This window comes from Kitasatospora sp. NPDC056731, from assembly GCF_040687675.1.
Classification (GTDB): domain Bacteria; phylum Actinomycetota; class Actinomycetes; order Streptomycetales; family Streptomycetaceae; genus Kitasatospora.
In genome coordinates this window covers 54,269-73,987 of the sequence record NZ_JBFBNR010000022.1, presented here as the reverse complement: position 1 = coordinate 73,987, position 19,719 = coordinate 54,269, and the positions used below count along the sequence as shown (strand labels likewise).

11 protein-coding genes and 2 pseudogenes are annotated in these 19,719 nt (G+C 69.4%); 5 read left to right on the top strand and 8 right to left on the bottom strand.

Annotated elements, in window-relative coordinates; all coding sequences use genetic code 11:
* From AB0R04_RS23150 to AB0R04_RS23135, 4 genes are read left to right on the top strand one after another with little or no spacing between them, the layout of a single operon-like run.
* Positions 1-3,942 (top strand): DUF6079 family protein, encoded by a 3,942-nt coding sequence (locus AB0R04_RS23150; protein ID WP_363374131.1) that lies wholly within the window; start codon positions 1-3, stop codon positions 3,940-3,942.
* A complete protein-coding gene (gene pglZ, locus AB0R04_RS23145; RefSeq protein WP_363374129.1) occupies positions 3,942-6,716 on the top strand; it encodes a BREX-2 system phosphatase PglZ in 2,775 nt (924 codons plus the stop codon). Before AB0R04_RS23150 ends, pglZ begins: the two co-directional genes overlap by 1 nt.
* Positions 6,716-8,062: a BREX system ATP-binding protein BrxD gene (brxD, locus tag AB0R04_RS23140; RefSeq protein ID WP_363374126.1), complete on the top strand. Its 1,347-nt coding sequence runs from the start codon at positions 6,716-6,718 to the stop codon at positions 8,060-8,062. Before pglZ ends, brxD begins: the two co-directional genes overlap by 1 nt.
* Positions 8,059-10,227 carry a DEAD/DEAH box helicase gene (locus AB0R04_RS23135; RefSeq protein ID WP_363374124.1) on the top strand — a complete coding sequence of 723 codons (2,169 nt, stop codon included), beginning with the start codon at positions 8,059-8,061 and terminating at the stop codon, positions 10,225-10,227. Before brxD ends, AB0R04_RS23135 begins: the two co-directional genes overlap by 4 nt.
* Here the strand turns inward: AB0R04_RS23135 and AB0R04_RS23130 are convergent.
* The 6 genes and pseudogenes from AB0R04_RS23130 to AB0R04_RS23105 all read right to left on the bottom strand — a co-directional run.
* Positions 10,202-11,440 (bottom strand): hypothetical protein, encoded by a 1,239-nt coding sequence (locus AB0R04_RS23130; protein WP_363374121.1) that lies wholly within the window; start codon positions 11,438-11,440, stop codon positions 10,202-10,204. The two genes, AB0R04_RS23135 and AB0R04_RS23130, sit on opposite strands and share 26 nt — an antisense overlap.
* A gap of 415 nt (positions 11,441-11,855) precedes the next feature.
* Positions 11,856-12,539, bottom strand: a pseudogene (locus AB0R04_RS23125) (transposase); the annotation flags it as partial.
* Between the two features lie 157 nt (positions 12,540-12,696).
* Positions 12,697-14,103 carry an IS1380 family transposase gene (locus tag AB0R04_RS23120; protein WP_363374119.1) on the bottom strand — a complete coding sequence of 469 codons (1,407 nt, stop codon included), beginning with the start codon at positions 14,101-14,103 and terminating at the stop codon, positions 12,697-12,699.
* A 173-nt stretch (positions 14,104-14,276) separates the two neighbouring features.
* Positions 14,277-14,801 (bottom strand): hypothetical protein, encoded by a 525-nt coding sequence (locus AB0R04_RS23115; RefSeq protein ID WP_363374116.1) that lies wholly within the window; start codon positions 14,799-14,801, stop codon positions 14,277-14,279.
* A gap of 173 nt (positions 14,802-14,974) precedes the next feature.
* Positions 14,975-16,015, bottom strand: coding sequence for a site-specific integrase (locus tag AB0R04_RS23110; RefSeq protein WP_363374224.1), 1,041 nt, complete (start codon positions 16,013-16,015; stop codon positions 14,975-14,977).
* A pseudogene (locus AB0R04_RS23105) lies at positions 16,016-16,225 on the bottom strand (Arm DNA-binding domain-containing protein); the annotation flags it as partial.
* Positions 16,226-16,809: 584 nt separating this feature from the next.
* On the opposite strand from AB0R04_RS23105, the gene AB0R04_RS23100 reads away from it, so the two are divergent.
* Positions 16,810-17,199, top strand: a complete 390-nt coding sequence (locus AB0R04_RS23100; RefSeq protein WP_363374114.1) for a hypothetical protein — start codon at positions 16,810-16,812, stop codon at positions 17,197-17,199.
* A gap of 329 nt (positions 17,200-17,528) precedes the next feature.
* On the opposite strand, the gene AB0R04_RS23095 is transcribed toward AB0R04_RS23100, so the two are convergent.
* Together AB0R04_RS23095 and AB0R04_RS23090 are read right to left on the bottom strand one after the other, a co-directional pair.
* A complete protein-coding gene (locus tag AB0R04_RS23095; RefSeq protein WP_363374111.1) occupies positions 17,529-19,142 on the bottom strand; it encodes a peptide chain release factor 3 in 1,614 nt (537 codons plus the stop codon).
* On the bottom strand, positions 19,139-19,684 hold the full coding sequence (locus AB0R04_RS23090) for a hypothetical protein (RefSeq protein ID WP_363374240.1): 546 nt from the start codon (positions 19,682-19,684) through the stop codon (positions 19,139-19,141). The genes AB0R04_RS23095 and AB0R04_RS23090 overlap by 4 nt, the downstream gene beginning before the upstream one ends.
* Between the last annotated feature and the right edge of the window lie 35 nt (positions 19,685-19,719).

Here is a 19,719-nt window from a genome sequence, read left to right as displayed (position 1 = left end):
ATGTCCAGCACTGACCTCTTCCTCCGGGACGTCCTGGACATCCCCGACGCGGTCCTCGCCGGCAAGTTCAAGGTCGAGCTGTCCGGCGGGTTCGAGGAGACCCAGCGGTTGGTCGACGAGTACGTCGTCACCGATCAGCTGAAGGAAGCCTTCGGCAAGGCGCTCACCCTCGTCCGCAGCTCGGTTCGCGACGGTTCGTCCAACGCCGCGTACCTGCACGGCTCGTTCGGCTCGGGTAAGAGCCACTTCATGGCTGTGCTCCACGCAGTGCTCAACAACGAGCCGGCCGCCCGTTCCAAGCCGCGTCTGCAGGAGGTCATCGCCGAGCACGACGACTGGCTTCGCGACCGCCGATTCCTCATGGTGCCGTACCACCTCGTCGGCGCCGCCGACCTGGACTCCGCGCTGCTCGGCGGCTACGTCCGTACGATCCGCCGCATAGACCCGAACGCGCCGACGCCGCCGGTATACCGGGCCGACGCGATGCTGGACGACGCCCGCTACAACCGCAGCATCGAGGGCGACGACCTGTTCATCCGCAAGCTCGGGGACCGCGCTGTCAGCGGCGGCACGGGCCACCCCAATGCCGCGGACGAGGACGACCTGGTCCCGCTGGAGGAAGCCGCGGCCCCCTCCACCGGCTGGACCAGCGCAGACCTGGACCGCGCGTTCGCGGCTCCGCCCGGCGACCCGCTGCGCGAGGCGCTCGTCTCCGCGCTGCTCAGCGGACCGATGAAATCCTACGCTCGCGGCGCCAGCGGTGACGCGAACGCCTTCATCCCGCTCGAGGACGGCCTGTCCGTCATCAGCCGGCACGCCAAGTCGCTCGGCTACGACGGCATCGTGCTGTTCCTGGACGAGCTGGTCCTCTGGCTCCAGGCCAGGATGAGCGACCAGGACTTCGTGAAGACCGAGGTCGGCAAACTCGTCAAGATCATCGAGTCGGGGGTGGCGGACCGGCCGGTGCCGATCGTCTCCTTCGTCTCGCGGCAGAGGAACCTCTCCCAGCTCGTCGGTGAGGACGTCACCGGCGCCGAGGTGAAGAACCTGGAGTCCCAGGTCGGTTACCTCGCCCAGCGCTTCGACGTGATCAACCTGGAGGACCGGAACCTCCCGGCGATCATCAAGGAGCGCGTGCTCAAGCCCCGCTCCCCGGAGGCACGGGACGCCCTGGATTCGGCGTTCGCCGACTTCGAGCAGGCGAACGCACGGGTCAAGGACGCGCTGCTCGACTCCCAGGGCGCCACCCAGGCGGACTGGTCGGACTTCCGCGACGTGTACCCGCTGACGCCGGCCCTGCTGAACGTCCTGGTCGCGCTGTCAGGCGCGCTCCAGCGGGAGCGAACCGGTCTGAAGCTGCTCCAGGACCTGCTGTGGCGGCGCCGCGAGGACATGAAGGTCGGCCAGATCATCCCGCTGGGTGACCTGTGGGACGTCCTCTCCGGAGGCATGGGAGATGCGTTCACCGAGAAGCTCCGCAAGGAGGGTGGGCAGGCCAACCGGTTCTACGAGAAGGTCCGCCCCTGGATGGTGGAGCGCTACCAGGGCGAGGGGAGCGCCGACTTCCGGGCCACCGACCGGCTCGTCAAGACACTCCTGCTGGCCTACCTGACCCCCGAGGTCCCGGCTCTGGCCCGGTTGACCGCGCGCCGTCTCGCGGACCTCAACCACGGTTCCGTCAAGCGCACCCGGACGATCACCGACGACAAGGTGGCCTTGGCACGCCTGGAGGAGCTGCAGGGCGAGTTCGGAGGGGAGCTGCGCTCGGACGGCGGCAACGACCCGGTGTTCGCCCTGCACCTGTCCGACCTCGACGTCGAGCCGCTGCTGGACGCCGTCGGCGAGGTCGACCGGGTGAGCGCACGGCGCGTCTGGATCAAGGAGACCCTCTGGAACGCGCTGGACATCAAGGACACAGAGGGCTTCGTCTGCGAGCACGAGATCGTGTGGCGCGGCACCAAGCGCACTGCCGAGTTCGTCTTCGGCAACGTCCGTGACGCCCAGGAGATCCCGGACGACCACTTCATCCCCTCGGTGGACGGGCGGGTGCGCTTCGTCATCGACTACCCGTTCGACATCGCCGGCCAGTACCCGAGCAACGACGCCGCGCGGGTCCGTCAGCTGCTGCGGGACGAACGGCACCACCAGCCCACCGTGGTGTGGCTGCCGGCGCACCTCTCGCGTCAGCGTGCCGGCCAGCTCGGGCGGCTCCTGAAGATCAACTATGTGCTGGAGCGGGAGCGCCTCGACGACCTCGCGGTCAACTACTCCGCCGAGGACCGCATCCGCATGCGCCACCAGCTCCAGGCGCAGCGGGACAACCTCAGCTCCCAGCTCACCGTCACGCTGGGCCAGCTGTACGGCATTAGCCGCCTGGACGAGGCCAACGCCGGTGCACCGGTGGGGGAGGACGGCCACCTGCTGTCGATGCTGCCTGGCCACCGGCCCCGGCTGGAGGCCGCCGCCGGCTTCAAGGGCAACATGCTTCGGATCGCCGACGGTGTCTTCCAGGAGCTGTACCCGAAGCACCCTAACTTCGACCCGTCCGGCAACCGCAAGGCGATCACCCCGGCCGAGCTGAAGACCGTGCTCGGCTGGATCACCAAGGCCATGGAGGACGGCTCCGGGCGCGTGGAACTCGACCGCGGGCAGATGGCCGTCGTCAAGAAGATCGTGCACCCGCTGGAGCTCGGGGAGGTCCACGACGGTCCGCTGACCCTGAGCACCGAGTGGCGCCGGCGGATCGACCAGTACGCCGCCCAGCAGCAGGTCACCGGCGAGTACAAGGTGGAGGACATCCGCCAGTGGATCGCCAAGCTCGGGTGGACCGGGCTGGACAAGCAGGTCAGCAGTCTGCTGATCGCCACCTACGCGCTGCTGGCCGACCGTTCCTGGGTCTACAACGGTAAGGCCGAACCGTCGGCACCAGCCCTCCCGTCAATCGGGGCCGGCCACGTTCTGCGGGCCCAGGAGAAGCCCAGCGAGGCTGAGTTCGCCACTGCGCGGGACCGTGCGGCGGCGCTGTTCGGCGTCTCCGGGGTGCCGCCGGTGCTGTTCGCCCGCAACGTCGCGAAGCTTGCGGCAGCGGTGCGTGCGAAGGCCGAGGCAGTGGAGCCGGCCGTCGAAGGGGTGCGCAGCTCCCTCGGAAAGCCGCAGCACGCTACCGCGTTGGGCCTTGGCGATTCGCGTGCGCCCCGTCTGCTGGCGGCTCGGCATGCCGCGGACCTTGTTCAGCGGCTGACGCGGCACCAGGATGACACCCCGCTGGTCAAGGAACTCGCCGCAGTCGCGTACGACATCACCGATCAGGAGCTGGGTGCCGCTGTCGGCTCGGCGAAGACCGTCCTCGAGGCGCTCGACCGTACGCAGTGGGATCTGCTGGAGAGCGTGCGCGAGTACACGGGACGGACAGACGGGATCGGCGACCGCGCGCAGCGACTGATCGCTGAGGTGGAACGTGCCGCTCACGAGGACGAGTTCGCTCGCCAGCTCGCACCCGTCCTGGACAAGATCCAGCCGCAGTCCCTGGCGCTGATCAGGGACGCGGCCCGGCTGGCCGCTGTTGCCACACCGGTGGCACCCCCTGCCGCACCGCCGGGGTCTTCGCCCACGCCGGAGGAGCCGCCGACCGAGGCCGGCCAGGTCAGCCTGACCTTCCACGGCCAGCCGCCCCTGCCCACCACCCCCACCGAGCCGAGCACGCCTGCCGCTCCCGCCGGAACCACCGCTGCGGCTGGTCCTGAGGCAGCCGTGCCGCGCCGCTCCACGCGCAGGGTGGCAGCCCGCGCCGGGGAGACCGCGTTCGAACGAGCGTTGGCGGATCTGCTGGGCGAGATCCGGGAGTTCGCCGCCACCAACCCTGATACCGAGATCGAGATCGGGTGGAAGCCCGCGGACGAGCCCGGAGCGGGCGGTAGCGTGAGCGAAGGGGCGGCGCAGTGATGTCGGCCCAGCCGCCCTTGGTCAACCGCCGGGTCATCGAGGCACTTCTGCGTCTGGAGCTTCCCAACGAGCCGGACCGCCGGCTCGTCCTGGTCCACGGCCGGTACGAGACCGGCGCGGCTGCCGAGTTCACTGCCTCCCTGGCTGAGGACAAGCGCCGGATCGAGGTCGTGGAGCAGCACTCCGTCCTCGGTATCTCCGACGCCTGGCATCGCCACCAGGAAGATGCCATGGGCCCGGGTTCGGTGCTGGTGGTCACCACCACGGTCGAGGATGAGCAGCTCGGCTGGGACGTGCTGGGCCACGCCCTGCGCCGCCAGGTCCTCAGTGTCGACCGGGCGGAGATCGTCCGGCTGCGATTCGGCGCCACCGGTCTCGACCCGCGCATCCGCGCGGAATCCTGGCTGGTGAACGCCCTCCTCGAAGCGGAGCCCCACGGTGGCTGGCCGCGGCTGGGCTCCGTGCTCACGCTGGATGCGGCGATGCGTGCACTCGTCGAGGCGAGGCTGTCGATCAGCCAAGCATCGCCCGACGCGGCCGGTACCCGCGGAGATGGCCGTCGCGACACCCCGCTGGACGCCGACACGCTGCTGGCCTGGTCCCGCAGCCCCTTCGGGCCCGCTGCCTACGCGGCACTGGCCAAGGACGAGCAGCAGGGGATCCGGGACTGGCTGACCAAGGTCGCCGGCAACGCGGCGTCATTGCTGCTGGACCTGTGCGCCGCCGGCCGAGGCCAGGAAGCCATGGCCCTCGGGGTCGTCGGCTCCGTGGTGGCCGGTCCTGCTCCATCGGCCGAGACCGGCCTCGCGCTCGGCGGGCTGTTCGGCACCATTCGGCCCAAGCCCGCCGACCTGCGTCCCTTCGCCCTCGTGGTCGAGGGAACCCTGATCCGGTGGCTGCTGCAGGCCGAGCAGGCAGGACCGGAGCAGCACGCGGCCCACAACCGGGCCCGGGAAGTCCTCGAGCAGGCGGACCGGCAGGCCCAGGAAGCCGGCCTGACCGAAGCCCTCGCGGGCAACGCGTACCTGCCCTCCGGGTTCCAGACTCGCCTCAACGCACTCGCGGCTGTCCTCGACCCCTCCGGCCCCCGCACACGCGACCTCGCCGCGGCCGAGGCAGCCCTTGAGGAACTGCGCCGCCACCACCTCGCGGGCCTGCAGCGCCCGCGTGTCCGCACCGCCGAAGCCGCGGTGCGCCTGGCCCGTTGGCTGGCCGGCCCGCAGCCGACCGTCACCTCCGTAGCGGACGCCGTCGAGCAACACCTCGCCGACTGGGGCTGGGTGGATGCCGCCCTCACCGTTTTGTGGGCCGGCGACGCCGATGCCCAGGAACCGGTCAGTGCCGCTTACCACAGCGTCTACCACGCAGCTCGTGGGCGGCGTGCCGTCATCGACGAGATCTTCGCCCGGTACCTGCGTGACTGGACACGCACCGCGACCAGCCAAACGCCGGGCGGGGCGCTCCTGGTCGAGAACGTGCTCGACACCATCGCCGTCAAGCTCGCCGGAAAGTCGGGGCGGGCACCGCTGATCCTGCTGGTCGACGGCATGAGCAGCGAAGTCGCGGTCGGCTTCGGCGAAGAACTCGCCCGCCGCGGCTGGCTGGAGACCGGCCCAGCCCGGGGCCGCCGCACGGCCGCAGTCGCCGCGATCCCCTCACTCACCCGCATCAGCCGGGCCTCGCTCCTCACCGGCAGCCTCACCCAGGGCGGCCAATCGGTGGAGAAGCCCGGCTTCGAGGAGTTCTGGTCCCGGCAGCGCCGTTCGGCCGCCTTGTTCCACAAGGCGGACATAGGAGGTGCGGCCGGCCAGCGGCTCTCCGACACGCTGCAGCGCGAGCTGGCCGGCGAGGCGGTCGTCGGAGTCGTGCTGAACACGGTCGACGACTCACTCGATCACGCCGCCCAGGGCGACCGCACACGGTGGCGCCTCGCCGACGTGACCTACCTGGACGAACTCCTCGCCGCTGCCCGCCTCTACAGCCGACCCGTCGTCATCGTCGCCGACCACGGCCACGTCCTCGAACGAAGCGAAGGACTCGACGCCCCAGCCGCGGCCGGGAGCGTCAGTGCCGCGCGCTGGCGCCTCGGCGAACCGGGATCCGGCGAAGTCCTGCTCACCGGACCGCGCGTGCTCGAAGGCGATGGCCGTATCGTCGCGCCCTGGCGCGAGGACATCCGGTACACGCCCCGCAAGGCGGGCTACCACGGCGGCGCCTCCCTCGCCGAGATGACCGTTCCGGTCCTGACGCTGCTGCCCGTGGACACCGACCCGCCCAAGGACTGGCACCTCCTCGCACCAGAAGACGTCACCCCGTCCTGGTGGAACGCAGGCAACCCCACCCGCGATGCGGCACGTGCCGCCGAGCAGACCAACACGTCGTCGACCTCGGCCAAGTCCACGGACGGTCAGGAACCTGCGGAGGAGACGCGCGAAGCCGCCGAGACGAGCACCCCGGCACACGGCCCCTCCTTCGGGACAAAGCTGGTGGCGTCCGAGACCTTCCGTTTCCAGCGGAGGTTTGTCCGCAAGCCGCCCGAGCCCGAGGTCATGGCTGCCGTCGTCGACGCCCTGGTGGTAGCGGACGGCGTCCTGTCCCTGACCGCGGTGGCGGCGGCAGCGGGCAAGGCAGGGCGCAACGCCGACGGCTTCGCCGCCACACTGCAACGACTCCTGAACGTAGAGGGCTACCCCGTGCTGGAGTTCAGCGACAACGGAAGCAGGCTTCGGCTCAACGTGCCGCTCGCCCGTGAACAGTTCCAGGTGGACAGCTGATGAACACGGTTCAGCCCCCCTCCGGGGGACACGCGGCTTCCGTGAGCGCGGCCCGCCGCCGCGACGTGGTCGATGCCCTGCGCCGCGGCACGGTGCCCCAGTTCGGGCTTGATCTCTTCGCCGTCGGCCTCGATCGTTTCGAGCGCGCCCTCGACGACGACCTGACCGTCGTCACCCGAGGCGGCGCAGCCTTCCACGCCGTCCGCGGCGACTACGGCTCCGGTAAGACCTTCTTCGCCCGCTGGCTCGCCGAGCGCGCCAAACGCATGGGCCTGGCCACAGCCGAGATCCAGATCTCCGAGACCGAGACCCCGCTGCACCGGCTGGAGACGGTCTACCGGCGCCTGACCGAACGCCTGTCCACCGCGAGCCACGCCCCGAGCGCCCTGCGCGCCATCGTCGACTCCTGGTTCTACACGCTCGAAGAGGAAGTCCTCGACGCCGGAGACGTACCGGAGGACGACACCGAAGCCCTCGGCAAGGCCGTCGACGCGCTCATGGAGTCCCGCCTCGCCGACGTCGCCCGCACCACCCCCGCCTTCGCAGCGGCCCTGCGCGGCTACCGCCACGCCAAGGCCGCAGGCGACGCCGCAACAGCCGAGGCGCTCATCGCCTGGCTCGGAGGCCAGAAGTCCGTCGCGGCCGGCGCCCGCCGGACCGCCGGCGTTCGCGGAGACCTCGACCACTTCGCCGCCCTCGGCTTCCTCCAGGGCCTGCTCACCGTCCTGCGCGACTGCGGACACCCCGGTCTGCTGCTCGTCCTCGACGAGATCGAGACCCTCCAGCGCGTACGAGGCGACGTCCGGGAGAAGGGCCTCAACGCCCTGCGACAGCTACTGGACGAGATCGACGCCGGCCGCTTCCCCGGCCTGTTCCTGGTGATCACCGGTACGCCCGCGTTCTACGACGGGCAGCAGGGCGTGCAACGGCTCCCCCCGCTGGCACAGCGCCTGGCCACCGACTTCACGACCGACCCGCGCTTCGACTCACCCCGCGCGGTCCAGCTGCGCCTCGCCGGCTTCGACCTGGAGCGGCTCGGTGAACTCGGCCGCAGCGTCAGAGACCTCTACGCCGGAGCTGCCCGCAACCCGGACCGGGTCGCCGAACTCGTCGACAACGCCTACATCGCCGAACTCGCCACCGCCGTCACCGGCGGGCTCGGCGGCCAGGTCGGCATCGCCCCGCGCGTCTTCCTGCGCAAACTCGTCGCCGATGTCCTCGACCGGGTCGACGAGTTCGACGACTTCGACCCGCGCCGGCACTACGCCCTCACCCTCTCCTCGGCCGAGCTGAGCGAAGCCGAACGCAGCGCCGCTTCCGCGGGCGACATCGAGCTCGACCTATGAGCGATGCCGACGCATCTTCCGGCTCAGGGGCCGGGACGGCCGCGCTGTCCCGGCTCCAGCCCGCTCTCGTCCACCACATCGTCAACTCCCTCGGCTGGCGCGAACTCCGTCCCCTCCAGCAGGAGGCCATCGTCCCGTTGCTCGACGGCTCGGACGCGGTCCTGCTCGCCCCCACCGCCGGTGGCAAGACCGAAGCCGCGTCGTTCCCGCTGCTGTCCGCCATGGAACAGCAGCGATGGACGGGCCTGTCGGTGCTGTACGTGTGCCCGCTCAAGGCCCTGCTGAACAACCTCCTGCCCCGACTCGAAACGTACGCCGGGTGGCTCGGACGGCGTGCGGCACTTTGGCACGGCGACATCCCTCAGACAGCACGCCGGCGCATTCTCACCGACCCGCCGGACATCCTGCTCACCACGCCCGAGTCGATCGAGGCCATGCTGGTGAGCACCAAGGTCGACCAGCACCGCCTCTTCGCTGATCTGCGGACCATCGTCGTCGACGAGGTCCACGCCTTCGCCGGAGACGACCGCGGCTGGCACCTGCTCGCCGTGCTCGAACGTCTCCAGCACCTGGCCGGACGGCCCATCCAGCGCGTCGGCCTGTCCGCCACGGTCGGCAACCCGGGCGACCTCCTCCACTGGCTGCAAGGCTCGGGCCGCGGCCTGCGACCCGCCCAGGTCGTCGCCCCCGGCGTCGACCTCGCCCCACGGGCCGTCGCCGACGCCACGACGGTGACACCACCGGGAGACATCGAACTCGACTACGTTGGATCAACCGCCAACGCGGCCAAGGTCATCGCCGCCCTCCACCGAGGCGAGAAGCGGCTGGTCTTCTGCGACTCCCGGCAGCTCGTCGAAGAACTCGGCGCCGCACTCCGCGCCGCAGGCGTCACCACCTTCCTCTCCCACGCCTCCCTCTCCCTCGACGAACGGCGCCGCGCCGAAGCCGCCTTCGCCGAGGCCCGCGACTGCGTCATCGTCTCCACCAGCACCCTCGAACTCGGCATCGACGTCGGCGACTTGGACCGCGTCATCCAGATCGACGCCCCCAGCACCGTCGCCTCCTTCCTCCAACGCATCGGCCGCACCGGACGCCGCGCAGGCTCCAACCGCAACTGCCTCTTCCTCGCCCGCAGCCACGAGGCACTCCTGAGCGCCTCGGCACTCCTAGTCCTGTGGGGCCGCGGTTACATCGAACCGGTCACCGCCCCGCCCGAGCCCCGGCACATCGTCGCCCAGCAACTCCTGGCCCTCAGCCTGCAAGAGCACAAGATCGCCCAAGGACTCTGGAACCAGGGCTGGAACAGCCTGCCCCCGTTCGACCGCAGCGCCGAACCGATCCTGCGGCACCTGGTGAACGACGGCTTCCTCGACCAGGACGGCGAGCTGCTGTTCATCGGCCCGGCCGCCGAGGAGAAGTTCGGCCGCCGCCACTTCATGGGCATCACCGCCGTCTTCACCGCACCACCCGAATTCACCGTCCTCGCAGGCCGCCAGGAGATCGGCCGCACCGACCCCATGCTCCTCACCGAGAAGATCGACGGCCCCCGGGTCCTCCTGCTCGGCGGGCGAAGCTGGAAAGTCACCTGGATCGACTGGACCAGACACCGCTGCTACGTCGAACCCTCAGACCTCGCCGGCCGCGCCCGCTGGTTCGGCACCGGCTACAGCGGCACCTCCTACGCACTCAACCAGTCCGCCCGCGAGGTCCTGCTCGGAACCGACCCGCCGGTCAAACTCACCCGCCGCGCCACCCAGCAGCTCGCCCACGTCCGCGAGGAGAACGTCGACACCGTCCACCCCGGCGGCACCGTCATCACCCGAGCCGGCGACGACATCCGCTGGTGGACCTGGGCCGGCTACCGCGCCAACGCCACCCTCACCGCCACCCTCGCCGGCCTCACCGACGAACGCCAGCGCTTCTCCGACGAATACCTGCGCCTACGCACCGACCTCACCCCGCAGATGTGGAAGGCCGGAGCGGCGGACGCTGCCTCACGCCTGTGCCTGCCCGACGTCGACGTGAAAGCCATGCGCGGACTGAAGTTCCACGAGGCCCTCCCGGAACGCCTGGCCATGGCCACACTCGCCACGAGGCTTGCCGACCTCGACTCGGCGGCGGTCGTATTGTCTCAACCGGTCAGGTTCTCGCTTCGGGCGGACTGAAACTGTGGATCGGAGACTCTTGGGACATGCTCGGACGGGTGCTGGCGTGCCCGGACGTCGGGCGTACCTCGCACCTCGCTATCGAATTGGCGGCAGCGTTCCGCGGTAGCTGGCGCACGCGCTGGCTAAGGCCCAGGATGTCGTCGAAGGCGGGGTCGAGACACGTGGTGTCTTCCTGAAACGTGCTCAGTCGGGGTGTAGCGCACACGTCGAGGAGAAGGCCGGTGAAGCCCTTCCAGGACCGTTCCGCGGGAAGGCGACAGATGGCCGCGGCGCGAGTCAAGTACTCGTCCGTACGTTGGTTCGACGCTCGGACCTTTTCAACATGCCGTACGGCCGGATCTTCCAAGCCGGTTCGCCGGGCGAAGTCCAGCGCCGGAGCGGCCTCCACGAGAACAGTCAGAACGTTGCGGACTGTGCAGATCGTCGAGAACTCAACCTGTTCCATCGTGCGGACGCGATCCGTAGCTGAGGGCCAGTGGAGACGGCGGGAGAACGGACTTTTGCCGTTGACCTCTGCCTCCAGGGCGACCCTCTGTAACTCTGTCCAGACCTTCTCGCCGTACTCGTCAACGAACTCTGGGAACGACTTGCCAAGGGCCTCCATGATCGCGTCAGCGCCGAACTCCTCGAAGCTGAGCACGATAGCGACGGCAAAGGTTGCAAGACCATCGGCGTCAGCGACGCTATGCGGTGCATACGGCCCGATCGAGCCGTCTCGGTGCGTCCCGCGATTGGCCTGGCGGTACAGCTTGAGAAAGTGGCGATGAGCCGACTCCAATGCCGCGTCCATGGCCTGCTCGGTGTTGCCATCTACGGACTCGACGGCCCTCCCGATGACGGCAGGGAGCTGGGAGTCACCCCGGGTGATGTACCAGGCCAAAGCACGTCGAATCGCATGCTCGGGCAGCGGTATCGGCGGAACCGCAAGGATCTGACCGAATCGTGGGTGCGCGGCGAAGACCTGGAGCACAGCACCCTCCAAGGGCTTCTTCTTGGCGGTGGCCAGGGCCAGCGCCTCGGCTACCACGACGGTGTCTGGTACGAGCGCCGAGACGGACCCAGATCCGCGCCCAAGCCCCTGCCGCTTCTCCCAAGGTAGGGCGCCAAACTCCCGCCACCGGCGGATCTTCGCCCAGCTCACCGACAGCCCACGCGACGCCAGATGCGCGCGAAGTTGCCGTTCGGCCTGGCTGGGCTCCTTCCATGCCATGGCGTGAGTCTAGTTAGAACCCTGCGATTCTCCGAGGCTCGCATCGTGGGACGGGCTGACCTAATGGACCACACGCCAGAGACGTGACGTGTGCTGTGCACACGGCCACCAGTTCAGAGGGGAAGATTCAATGGCAGGCCGTTTCCGTAGGGGTCCTCGACAGATGCTCAGGGCAGCGGGCTTCGCTGTGGTCCGGGGTGCTGCGAGCACGGCTGGCAGCGCCGCGGTGACCGCGGTCATCTGGTGGCTCCACTCACGGTAGTTCGCCTGGGATCGAGCTTGCTTTCAGTCTTGGGGCTGCAGGGGCTGGGCCGGCGTCTGGGCGACTACGGCTTCCAGGTCACGAGCGAACCGGCGATGTCGTCGGAGCAGCTGTGGGATGCCGCCCGAAGACCACCGCTTCCTAATGTCGTTGTCAAGCCGTCTCGGTCATCGGGGGTGTGACGTGGTAGCACCGTCTGTCGCGGATCAGCGCCCACAGGACGTTGACACGTCGGCGGGCCAGGGCTAGCACTGCCTGGACGTGCTTCTTTCCCTCAGCGCGCTTACGGTCGTAGAACGCTCGCGAGTTCGGGTCGCAGCGGATGCTTACCAACGCCGAGGTATAGAAGACTCGTTGGAGCCTGCGGTGGTAGACGGTCGGCCGGTGCAGGTTGCCGCTGACCTTGCCCGAGTCGCGTGGCGCGGGGGCAACGCCGGCGAAGGCCGCCAAGGCGTCCGGGGAGGCGAAGCTGTCAAGGCTGCCGCCGACGCCGGCCAGGAACTCGGCGCCGAGGACGGTGCCGATGCCGGGGACGCTCTCGACTATTGCGGCGAGTTCGTGCTCGCGAAACCGGCCCTCGATGAGCTTGTCCATCTCGGCGATCTGCTCGTTGAGAGCCATCACCCCCTCGGCCAGGGTGTGGACCAGCCTGGCAATGGTCTTCTCCCCGGGGACGGAGGTGTGCTGGCGCTGGGCGGCCTCGACGGCCGCTTCTGCCAAGGCTCTGGCGTTACGGACCTTGCGGTTGGCCAGCCACTTCGTCAGCCGCGCGACGCCGACGCGGCGGATCGCGGCCGGGGTCTGGTACTCGGTCAGCAGTTTGAGCGGGCCGGTGTTAGCCTCCGCGTTTCGGTCGGGGCTGGCTGAGCCGGGTTGATCTCTCAGGCGGTGGTGCTCGACGTGTCGCGGTGGGGTGGGCATGCCGGGGGCCCGACGCGTGGTCGGGTGCTCCTTGGTCCTCGGGTCGTGGGTGGTCAGCGGCGGTGTCGCCGGGTCAGGTCACCGGTCGGGGCAGCGCGGCGAGGCGGGTGAAAGCGAGGGTGAGCTCGTTGCGCCAGGGCCAGGTTGAGGCGATTCGCAGGCGGATGCGGCGTGCGGCGCGGGTGATCCGGGCCGCGGCGTGCAGGATCCGGTAGCGGAGCTTCTTCGGTTCGGCGGTGGCCAGCTCGCCGTCCAGCAGCAGGGTCCGGGCCCAGACGAGCAGGTCGATGGCGGTCAGGGACAGCTCCAGCCAGGCCGCGTTGATCGCGAAGTGGCGGGAGGGGAAGCGCCCGAAGCCGGTGGTCTTGCCGCAGCGGATGTGGTCCTCGACTCTGGCGTGGGCGCGGTGGCGGACCTCCAGGTGTTGCAGGGAGCCGCCGCCGGCGACGGGCGTGTCGGTGAGGAAGACCTGGTGGCGCATCCCTTCGTCCTGGTCGAAGAGCGAGAGTTGGGCACCGGGGTGGGGCCGCTCGCGTCGCACGATGGCCCGGGTGCCGTCCGGGTGGCCGGCGAGGTCGACCAGGCCGGTCAGTTCCGCGACCTCTGCCCCGGTGCGAAGGGAGCCGTCCTGTTCCAGGGCGGGGTGCCAGACCGGCTCGGGCAGGGCCCGGATGGCCTTGCGGAATTCGGCGGTGACGGCGTGTCCGACGGAGAAGGTGGTCTGGATGCCGCGCTGTCGCATGCCGCGCAGGTGGGTCAGGAAGGCCTTGGCGCTGCCCGCGCTGTCGGTGCGGATGAGGATCGGGGTGCCGTGGCGGTGGGCGTCGGGGATCTGTGCGAGGGCCGCGTCGATGACCGTGATGTGGTCGGCGGCGGTGTTGGCGCCGGCGTTGCCGGGTCGCAGGAGACCGGCCAGGGCTTCGCCTGTGTTGTCGGGGAAGCAGAGCATCGGGTGGTGGCCGAAGCCGCGCTTGTAGGTGGCGGCGGCCTGTTCCTTCTCGGAGTGGCAGGTGACCAGGGTGGCGTCGATGTCCAGGACCAGGCCGGGCAGTTGGCGCCCTCCGGCGCGGGCCGGCGGTATCCCGTCCCTGGTCTCGGCGGCCTGCAGCCAGGCGACTTCGCGGGCCCTGGCCCGGGCGGCCCGCAGCGCGCTCAGGGCCGCGGTGTCGATGCCCGCCAGGACGCGCCAGGCGGTGGGGGTGGAGGCGACCGGGCCGAACACCTGGTGCTGGTCGCGCAGCAGGGCCAGGTCCCGGATTGCTTCACCGCCGTCGGCGAGCATCACCGCCAGGTCGACAGCGACGCGGCCGGGAGCGTGTCCGGTCCCGCGCGGTCTGAGCCGTCGAAGAGCGTCGGTGAAGACACTGGTCAGTGTGGTGGCATCGGCCAGATCCGCCAGCAGGCGCGATCCGGCGTGGCTGACGACCCCGTGCCCGTCAGCGCTGACGACAAGCTTGGGGCGTGACCGGGTAGTGTGCACGCAGAAAGTGCCTTCCTGCTGGTACGACGGAGACCTTAGACAAGCCTCATCGTCCCAGTTCAGAAGGCACTTTCGCGTTTCCGCCCACGATCCGGTCCAGCCCAAGCTGAAACGCGCAGGTTAAAGGTGCGGAAAAGCCTCTCATTGAATGACAGGCTTCGGCCCTGTGAGTGCTACCTGCTTTCGGACTCCCCTTCAAGGAAGCGGGTGACTTCGGAGGCGATGCTGGTCCGAGCGGTGCTTGGACGCAGACCGCGTCCCGTGGACTGCTCGTGCACTCCCATGCCACCTGCCCATACATACCGGCGCGCTTGAACGCCATCGATGTGGAGTCCCACCTGGATGTCCATCGTCTTGAGCTTCGAAGCGAGTCCGGCGCCGAGGATGCTGGCCGTCGCACGGTGCATCGGGTAGACGTTGAACCCGCGGATGAGTTTCGAGTTGGACTCGTCGACGAGCGCGCTTTCGCCGTTCTTGCCGATGCGTACATCGAGCCCCCACCGGTCGAGGTCGATGGTGAAGTATTCTTCGGCGCGGTTCTCGACCGTAACGCTAAACCCGAAGTAAGTCAGGCCTTTCGCGTCGTCATGGCGGTACTTCGGGGGGTCGACACGTTTCAAGTCGTACACACGTATCCGGACGCCAGCGAAGGCCTCGTCGTACTCCTGCCAGTCACCGACGAGGTTCGGTACGTGCACGGTTTCTCTCCTGGGGCATGGGTCCGGCTCCCTGCTGCCTCCGCCACGTCAGAGGCCGGGAGCGGTTCAGCTTACGATGCGAGGCTCGGGCATCTCTGACCGGCGTTCCAGCCAGAGATGCCCCCGGTTCCAGGGCCGCCAGACCGGCGAGGGACTCCGCCTGCGGCTACCGGCTATGCGGCGAGTGGCAGGTCGTCGTCGCCACGGGGTACGGCTCGGAGCCGGTCTGCCTGGGCTTGGTCGAGTGCTCGGGCGAGGGCGTTGACGGCCTGGTCGGCGGAGTCCTTGAAGAGGTGGCCGTAGAGGTTGATCGTGGTCGCGAGGGTGGCGTGGCGCAGGGTCTTGGAGATGACGGCGAGGTGGATGTTCTCGGCGATCATGATGCTGGCGGCGGTGTGGCGCAGGTCGTGCAGCCCGATCTTGGGGAGGTCGAGTTCGGCGGTTCGTTTGCGGAGCTGGTCGAGGACCCACTGGGGCCGCAGCGGTGTGCCGCCGGGGCGGGCGAAGACGAGGCCTTCGAGCCGGCCGTCGGGGTGGGTGGTCATCTGGATTGCGGCCTGGCGGTGGAGGGCTGCGATGACTCTGGGGGAGAGGCTGATCCAGGCGCGGCCGGCCTCGGTCTTGGGCTCGCGGAGGTGGATCTTCCCGTTGTCGATGGCGGCGAGGGTCGAGCGGACGTAGAGCTTGCGGTCCATGAGGTGCACGTCGGACCAGTGCAGGGCGAGAATCTCGCCGCGGCGCATGCCGGTGCCGAGCATGACCTCGAACAGGTCAGTCAGCTGATCGGCGTAGTGCTCGGCGTTGTGGTGCAGGAACGCGGCTGCCTCGTCGGGGGTCCAACAGCTGCGCTCGGCGGCGCGGGGCCTGGCCGGGACGGAGTGCTTGGCCGGGTTGTAGCGCAGCCCCCAGGAGCGCACCGCGTGGTTGAGGGCGTTGCGAAGGGTGGAGACGATCCGGTAGACGGTGACCTTGCCGCGCTTGGCCTTGCGCTGGGCGGCGATCCAGCGCGCGATGTGCTTGGGGCGCAGGTCCGGGAGACGGTAGTGGCCGAAGGCGGGGATCAGGTCCCGCTCCACACACGCCTCGTAGCCGGCGTACGTGTTCGGCGCGAGCTCCTCCTTCTTCACCGCCAGCCACTGCCGCAGGAAACTCGCCACGGTCACGCGGCGGTCCTCGTACACGCCGCGCAGCTCACCGTCCAGCACCGCCCTCATCTCCCGGATCGCCTCCGCGCGGCTGGCGAACCCACCCCGCCGACGGGTCTTTCGCTTCCCGTCCTCCGGGGCCAGGTCGACGCAGTACGTCCACGACCCGTGACCCGCCTCCTCCAGCAGCCGCACACACGACGGACCCAGCTGCTTCCCGTGCCCGCCCGTACAACCACATCGCCGGTAGACCCGGCCACGCTGCGCACGCTGTCCCATGAGCTTCCCCTTCTCTTGGACTGGGTGGTGCCTCTGGGGCAAGAGTGGTTGCTGTGTCGGGTGTGGCGACAGAGCGTGCGAGGCGAAGCGCGAAGCACTCAGAACCAGACGGCGAAGACACGCTCAAGACGACACACCGCTCGGAAGATCACGATCCGTAGTCGGTGGGTAGGGGACCATGATCTGCTCGCTGGAGCCGGACCTGGGAGCCGGCTAGCGCCGTCGACGCAACGGCTGTCGGGATCGCACGGCGGTATTTGCTGAAGGTCCGACAGATCTCGATCACCGGCAGCAGCCGCGGCGGGGTGGTCAGCCCGGCTGAACGGAAAGGGTCTGCCGGTGTAGGCCGGTAGCAACTGGATGATGTTGCACAGTGATGAGGGTTTTGGCCCCTCGGAGTCGCCCCCGCGGAGGGAAACTCCAAACCGCCTCCTGCTGCGTTGGCTGAAGACCGTCGCGGTGAGGGTCGGAGGAAGAGGTGCTCTTGAAAGGGCGTAGCTGGCCTGGCTCCCGCCTCGGATACCGTGTTCCTCTACGGGGTGCCATAACGGATGTGACGCCCCCCACCGGAGGTAAGTCAGCGTATGAGTTCAAAGCGCAGCAAGAATCCAGCCCTGCCCGTACTCGACGACGCATTCCGACTCGCGTCGGTCAAGGACGCCGAGGAGTCCACCCGTGACTTGGCCGCGCGGCTGGCCACCACAGAGCTGCGCCGCGCTTCCCACCCGGGCCGGGTCACCTGGGAGCCCACCGATCAGGCCGAGCCCGTACCGGCCCCGCCGACTGTGGTCGACGGTGACGGGGACCTGTGGCTGCGGGACCGGAGCACTGGCACCTGGACCATGCCCGAGTTCGACCCGAAGGAGTTCCCGGCCCGCTGTGGCGAGGTTCTGACGTGGAACGAGCTTGCCTGCGAGTACGGTCCGCTCACCGCACTGGCCGACGACCGCCGCATCGGCGGCGGCCGGCGCTGACCGCGCAGCCCTCTGGGACGACCGTGCCCCTGAAGCGCCCGTTGCGGGTAGCCGGGAGCTCCAGCTCACCGCCGAGCCCGACGATGGCGGCGAGCAGGTGAGCGTGGTGGTGGCGTGCGACGGCCTCGAGCAACGCGGGGCGGCCCTGGCGCCACCCGACGTCCTCGGTCCGGCCGGCGTCGGTGGCCCAGCCGGGTAGCGGTCGGCCTTCGGTTGCCGTGGTGAGCGCGCGGCCCGGCTCGCCGAGCGACTGCTGCCAGTCGGCCAACTGCCCGAGCAGGCCGCGCAGCAGCTCGTTGACGGCGGCCGCCGGGCCGAGAGGTCGGCGATCAGTCCGCCGTGGCGATCAGCGGCTGGAGCAGGATGTCGGGTTGGGCGCGCTGGAAGGCGTTCAGCTGCCACTTGTCGGCGAACAAGGCCAGCAGCACGTCATCCGAGCGGCGGGTGAGCACCTCGCCGTTGATCAGGCGGGCTTTGGCCAGGGCAGCGGCGCCGTCGGCGTCAGTGATCCGGGCCAAGCGGTAGGAGAGCTGGTCGAGGGCGATTGGGGAAGAGAACTCGTGCTCCATCCGGTGCAGGATCACATCGAACTGCATCGGGCCGACCGCAGCCATGACCGGCGCCTGGTCGCCACGCCGGTCGGAGACCAGCACCTGGATCACGCCTTCCTCGTCGAGTTGGGCGACGCCCTTGCGGAACTGCTTGGACCGGCTGATGTCCTTGGGCCGTGCCACCGCGAAGTACTCGGGGGCGAAGGCGGGCAGCGGGGGAAACTCGGTCTTCTTGCCGGTGAAGAGGGTGTCGCCGACCCGCAGCGCGCTCGCGTTGATCAGGCCGACCACATCGCCGGGGTACGCGGTGTCGACCACGGTGCGCTCGGCTCCGAAGACGGTGTGCGCGTACTTGGTTGCGAACGAGCGGCCGCTGGCCGCCCGGGTGACGTGCATGCCGCGCTCGAAGACGCCGGAGCAGACTCGGACGAAGGCGATCCGGTCGCGATGGGCCGGGTCCATGTTCGCCTGGATCTTGAACACCAGGCCGGAGAACTCCTCGCCGACCTCGCGGCTGCCGCCCTTGGCCAGCTGGCGGGGCCCGGGAGCCGGAGCGAGGTCGACCACGGCGTCCAGCAGGAGCTTCACACCGATGTTGGTCAGCGCGGCGCCGAAGAAGACCGGGCTGATCTTGCCGGCCTCGAAGGCCTCCTGGTCGTAGCCGGGGCCGGACGAGAGCACCAGCTCCAGCTCCTCCAGCGCGGTCGTCCAGGCTTCGCCCTCCTGCTCGGCGGCCTTCTCGGAGGTGAGCTGCTCCTCGAGGGCGGCGTGCGTGCCGGCCGGCACCTTGGTGTAGCGCAGCATCTGCTCGGTGTTCCCCGCTTCGACCAGGCCGCGCAGGTTGCCCGCGCTGCCCACCGGCCAGACGACCGGGACGGGGGTGATCCCGAGGTGCGTCTCGATGTCCTCAAGCAGGGTGAGTGCATCCTGGCCGCGCCGGTCCCACTTGTTGATGAAGGTGATCACGGGGACGCCGCGATGGCGGCAGACCGCGAAAAGCTTGCGGGTCTGCTCCTCCAGGCCCTTGGCCGCGTCGACCAGCATGATCGCGCAGTCGACGGCGGCCAGCACCCGGTAGGTGTCCTCGGAGAAATCGGCGTGGCCGGGGGTGTCGACCAGGTTCATCACGTGGCCGCGATAGCCGAACTGCAATGCGGCCGAGGTCACCGAGATACCGCGCTCGCGTTCCAATTCCATCCAGTCGCTGGTCACGCCGCGTCGGTCACCCTTGGCGTGCACCGCACCGGCAGAAGTGATCGCCCGAGCGTGCAGCGCCAGCGCCTCGGTGAGCGTGGACTTGCCCGCGTCCGGATGGCTGATCACAGCGAAGGTCCGTCGGCGGCCGGCCTCATGAAGGACCTGCGGGACGGGGATCGACTGTACGGTGCTCACGTGTTTCCTCGGGTACGCATCGGCAGCAGGCCGGGTGACGCCTCTCCGTACCTGGTGAGCCGGGGATCAGGTCCGCAGGCCCAGGAAGCGATAATAGGCTGTCGGGCGGCGTGGCCCCGAAATTCCCGTTCTCTGGGGGAGAAGCTGATCCAGGCTCGGCTGGCCTCGGTCTTGGGCCGGCCGAAGGCCAGGCCGTTGTTGTTGACGGCGGCGAGCGTCCAGCGGACGAAGAGCGGGCGGTCCATGAGGTGGACGTCCAACCAGTGCAGGGCGAGGACCTCGCCGCGGCGCAAGCCAGTATCAAGGATGACCCCGAACAGGTCGGTGAGCTGGTCGGCGTACTGCTCGGCGTTGTGCCGCAGGAAGCTCGCGACCTCTTCCGGAGTCCAGCAGGTACGCACGGCGGCGCGGGGCTTTGGCGAGACGGAGTGCTTGGCCGGGTTGTAGCGCAGCCGCCAGGAGGAGACGGCGTCGTTCAGCGCGTTGCGCAGCGTGGACGCGGCCGCGCCCGGCCTCCAGCTGGGCGGCGATCCACTCGTCAACGTGATGGGGACGAAGGTCGAGCAGCCGGATGTGG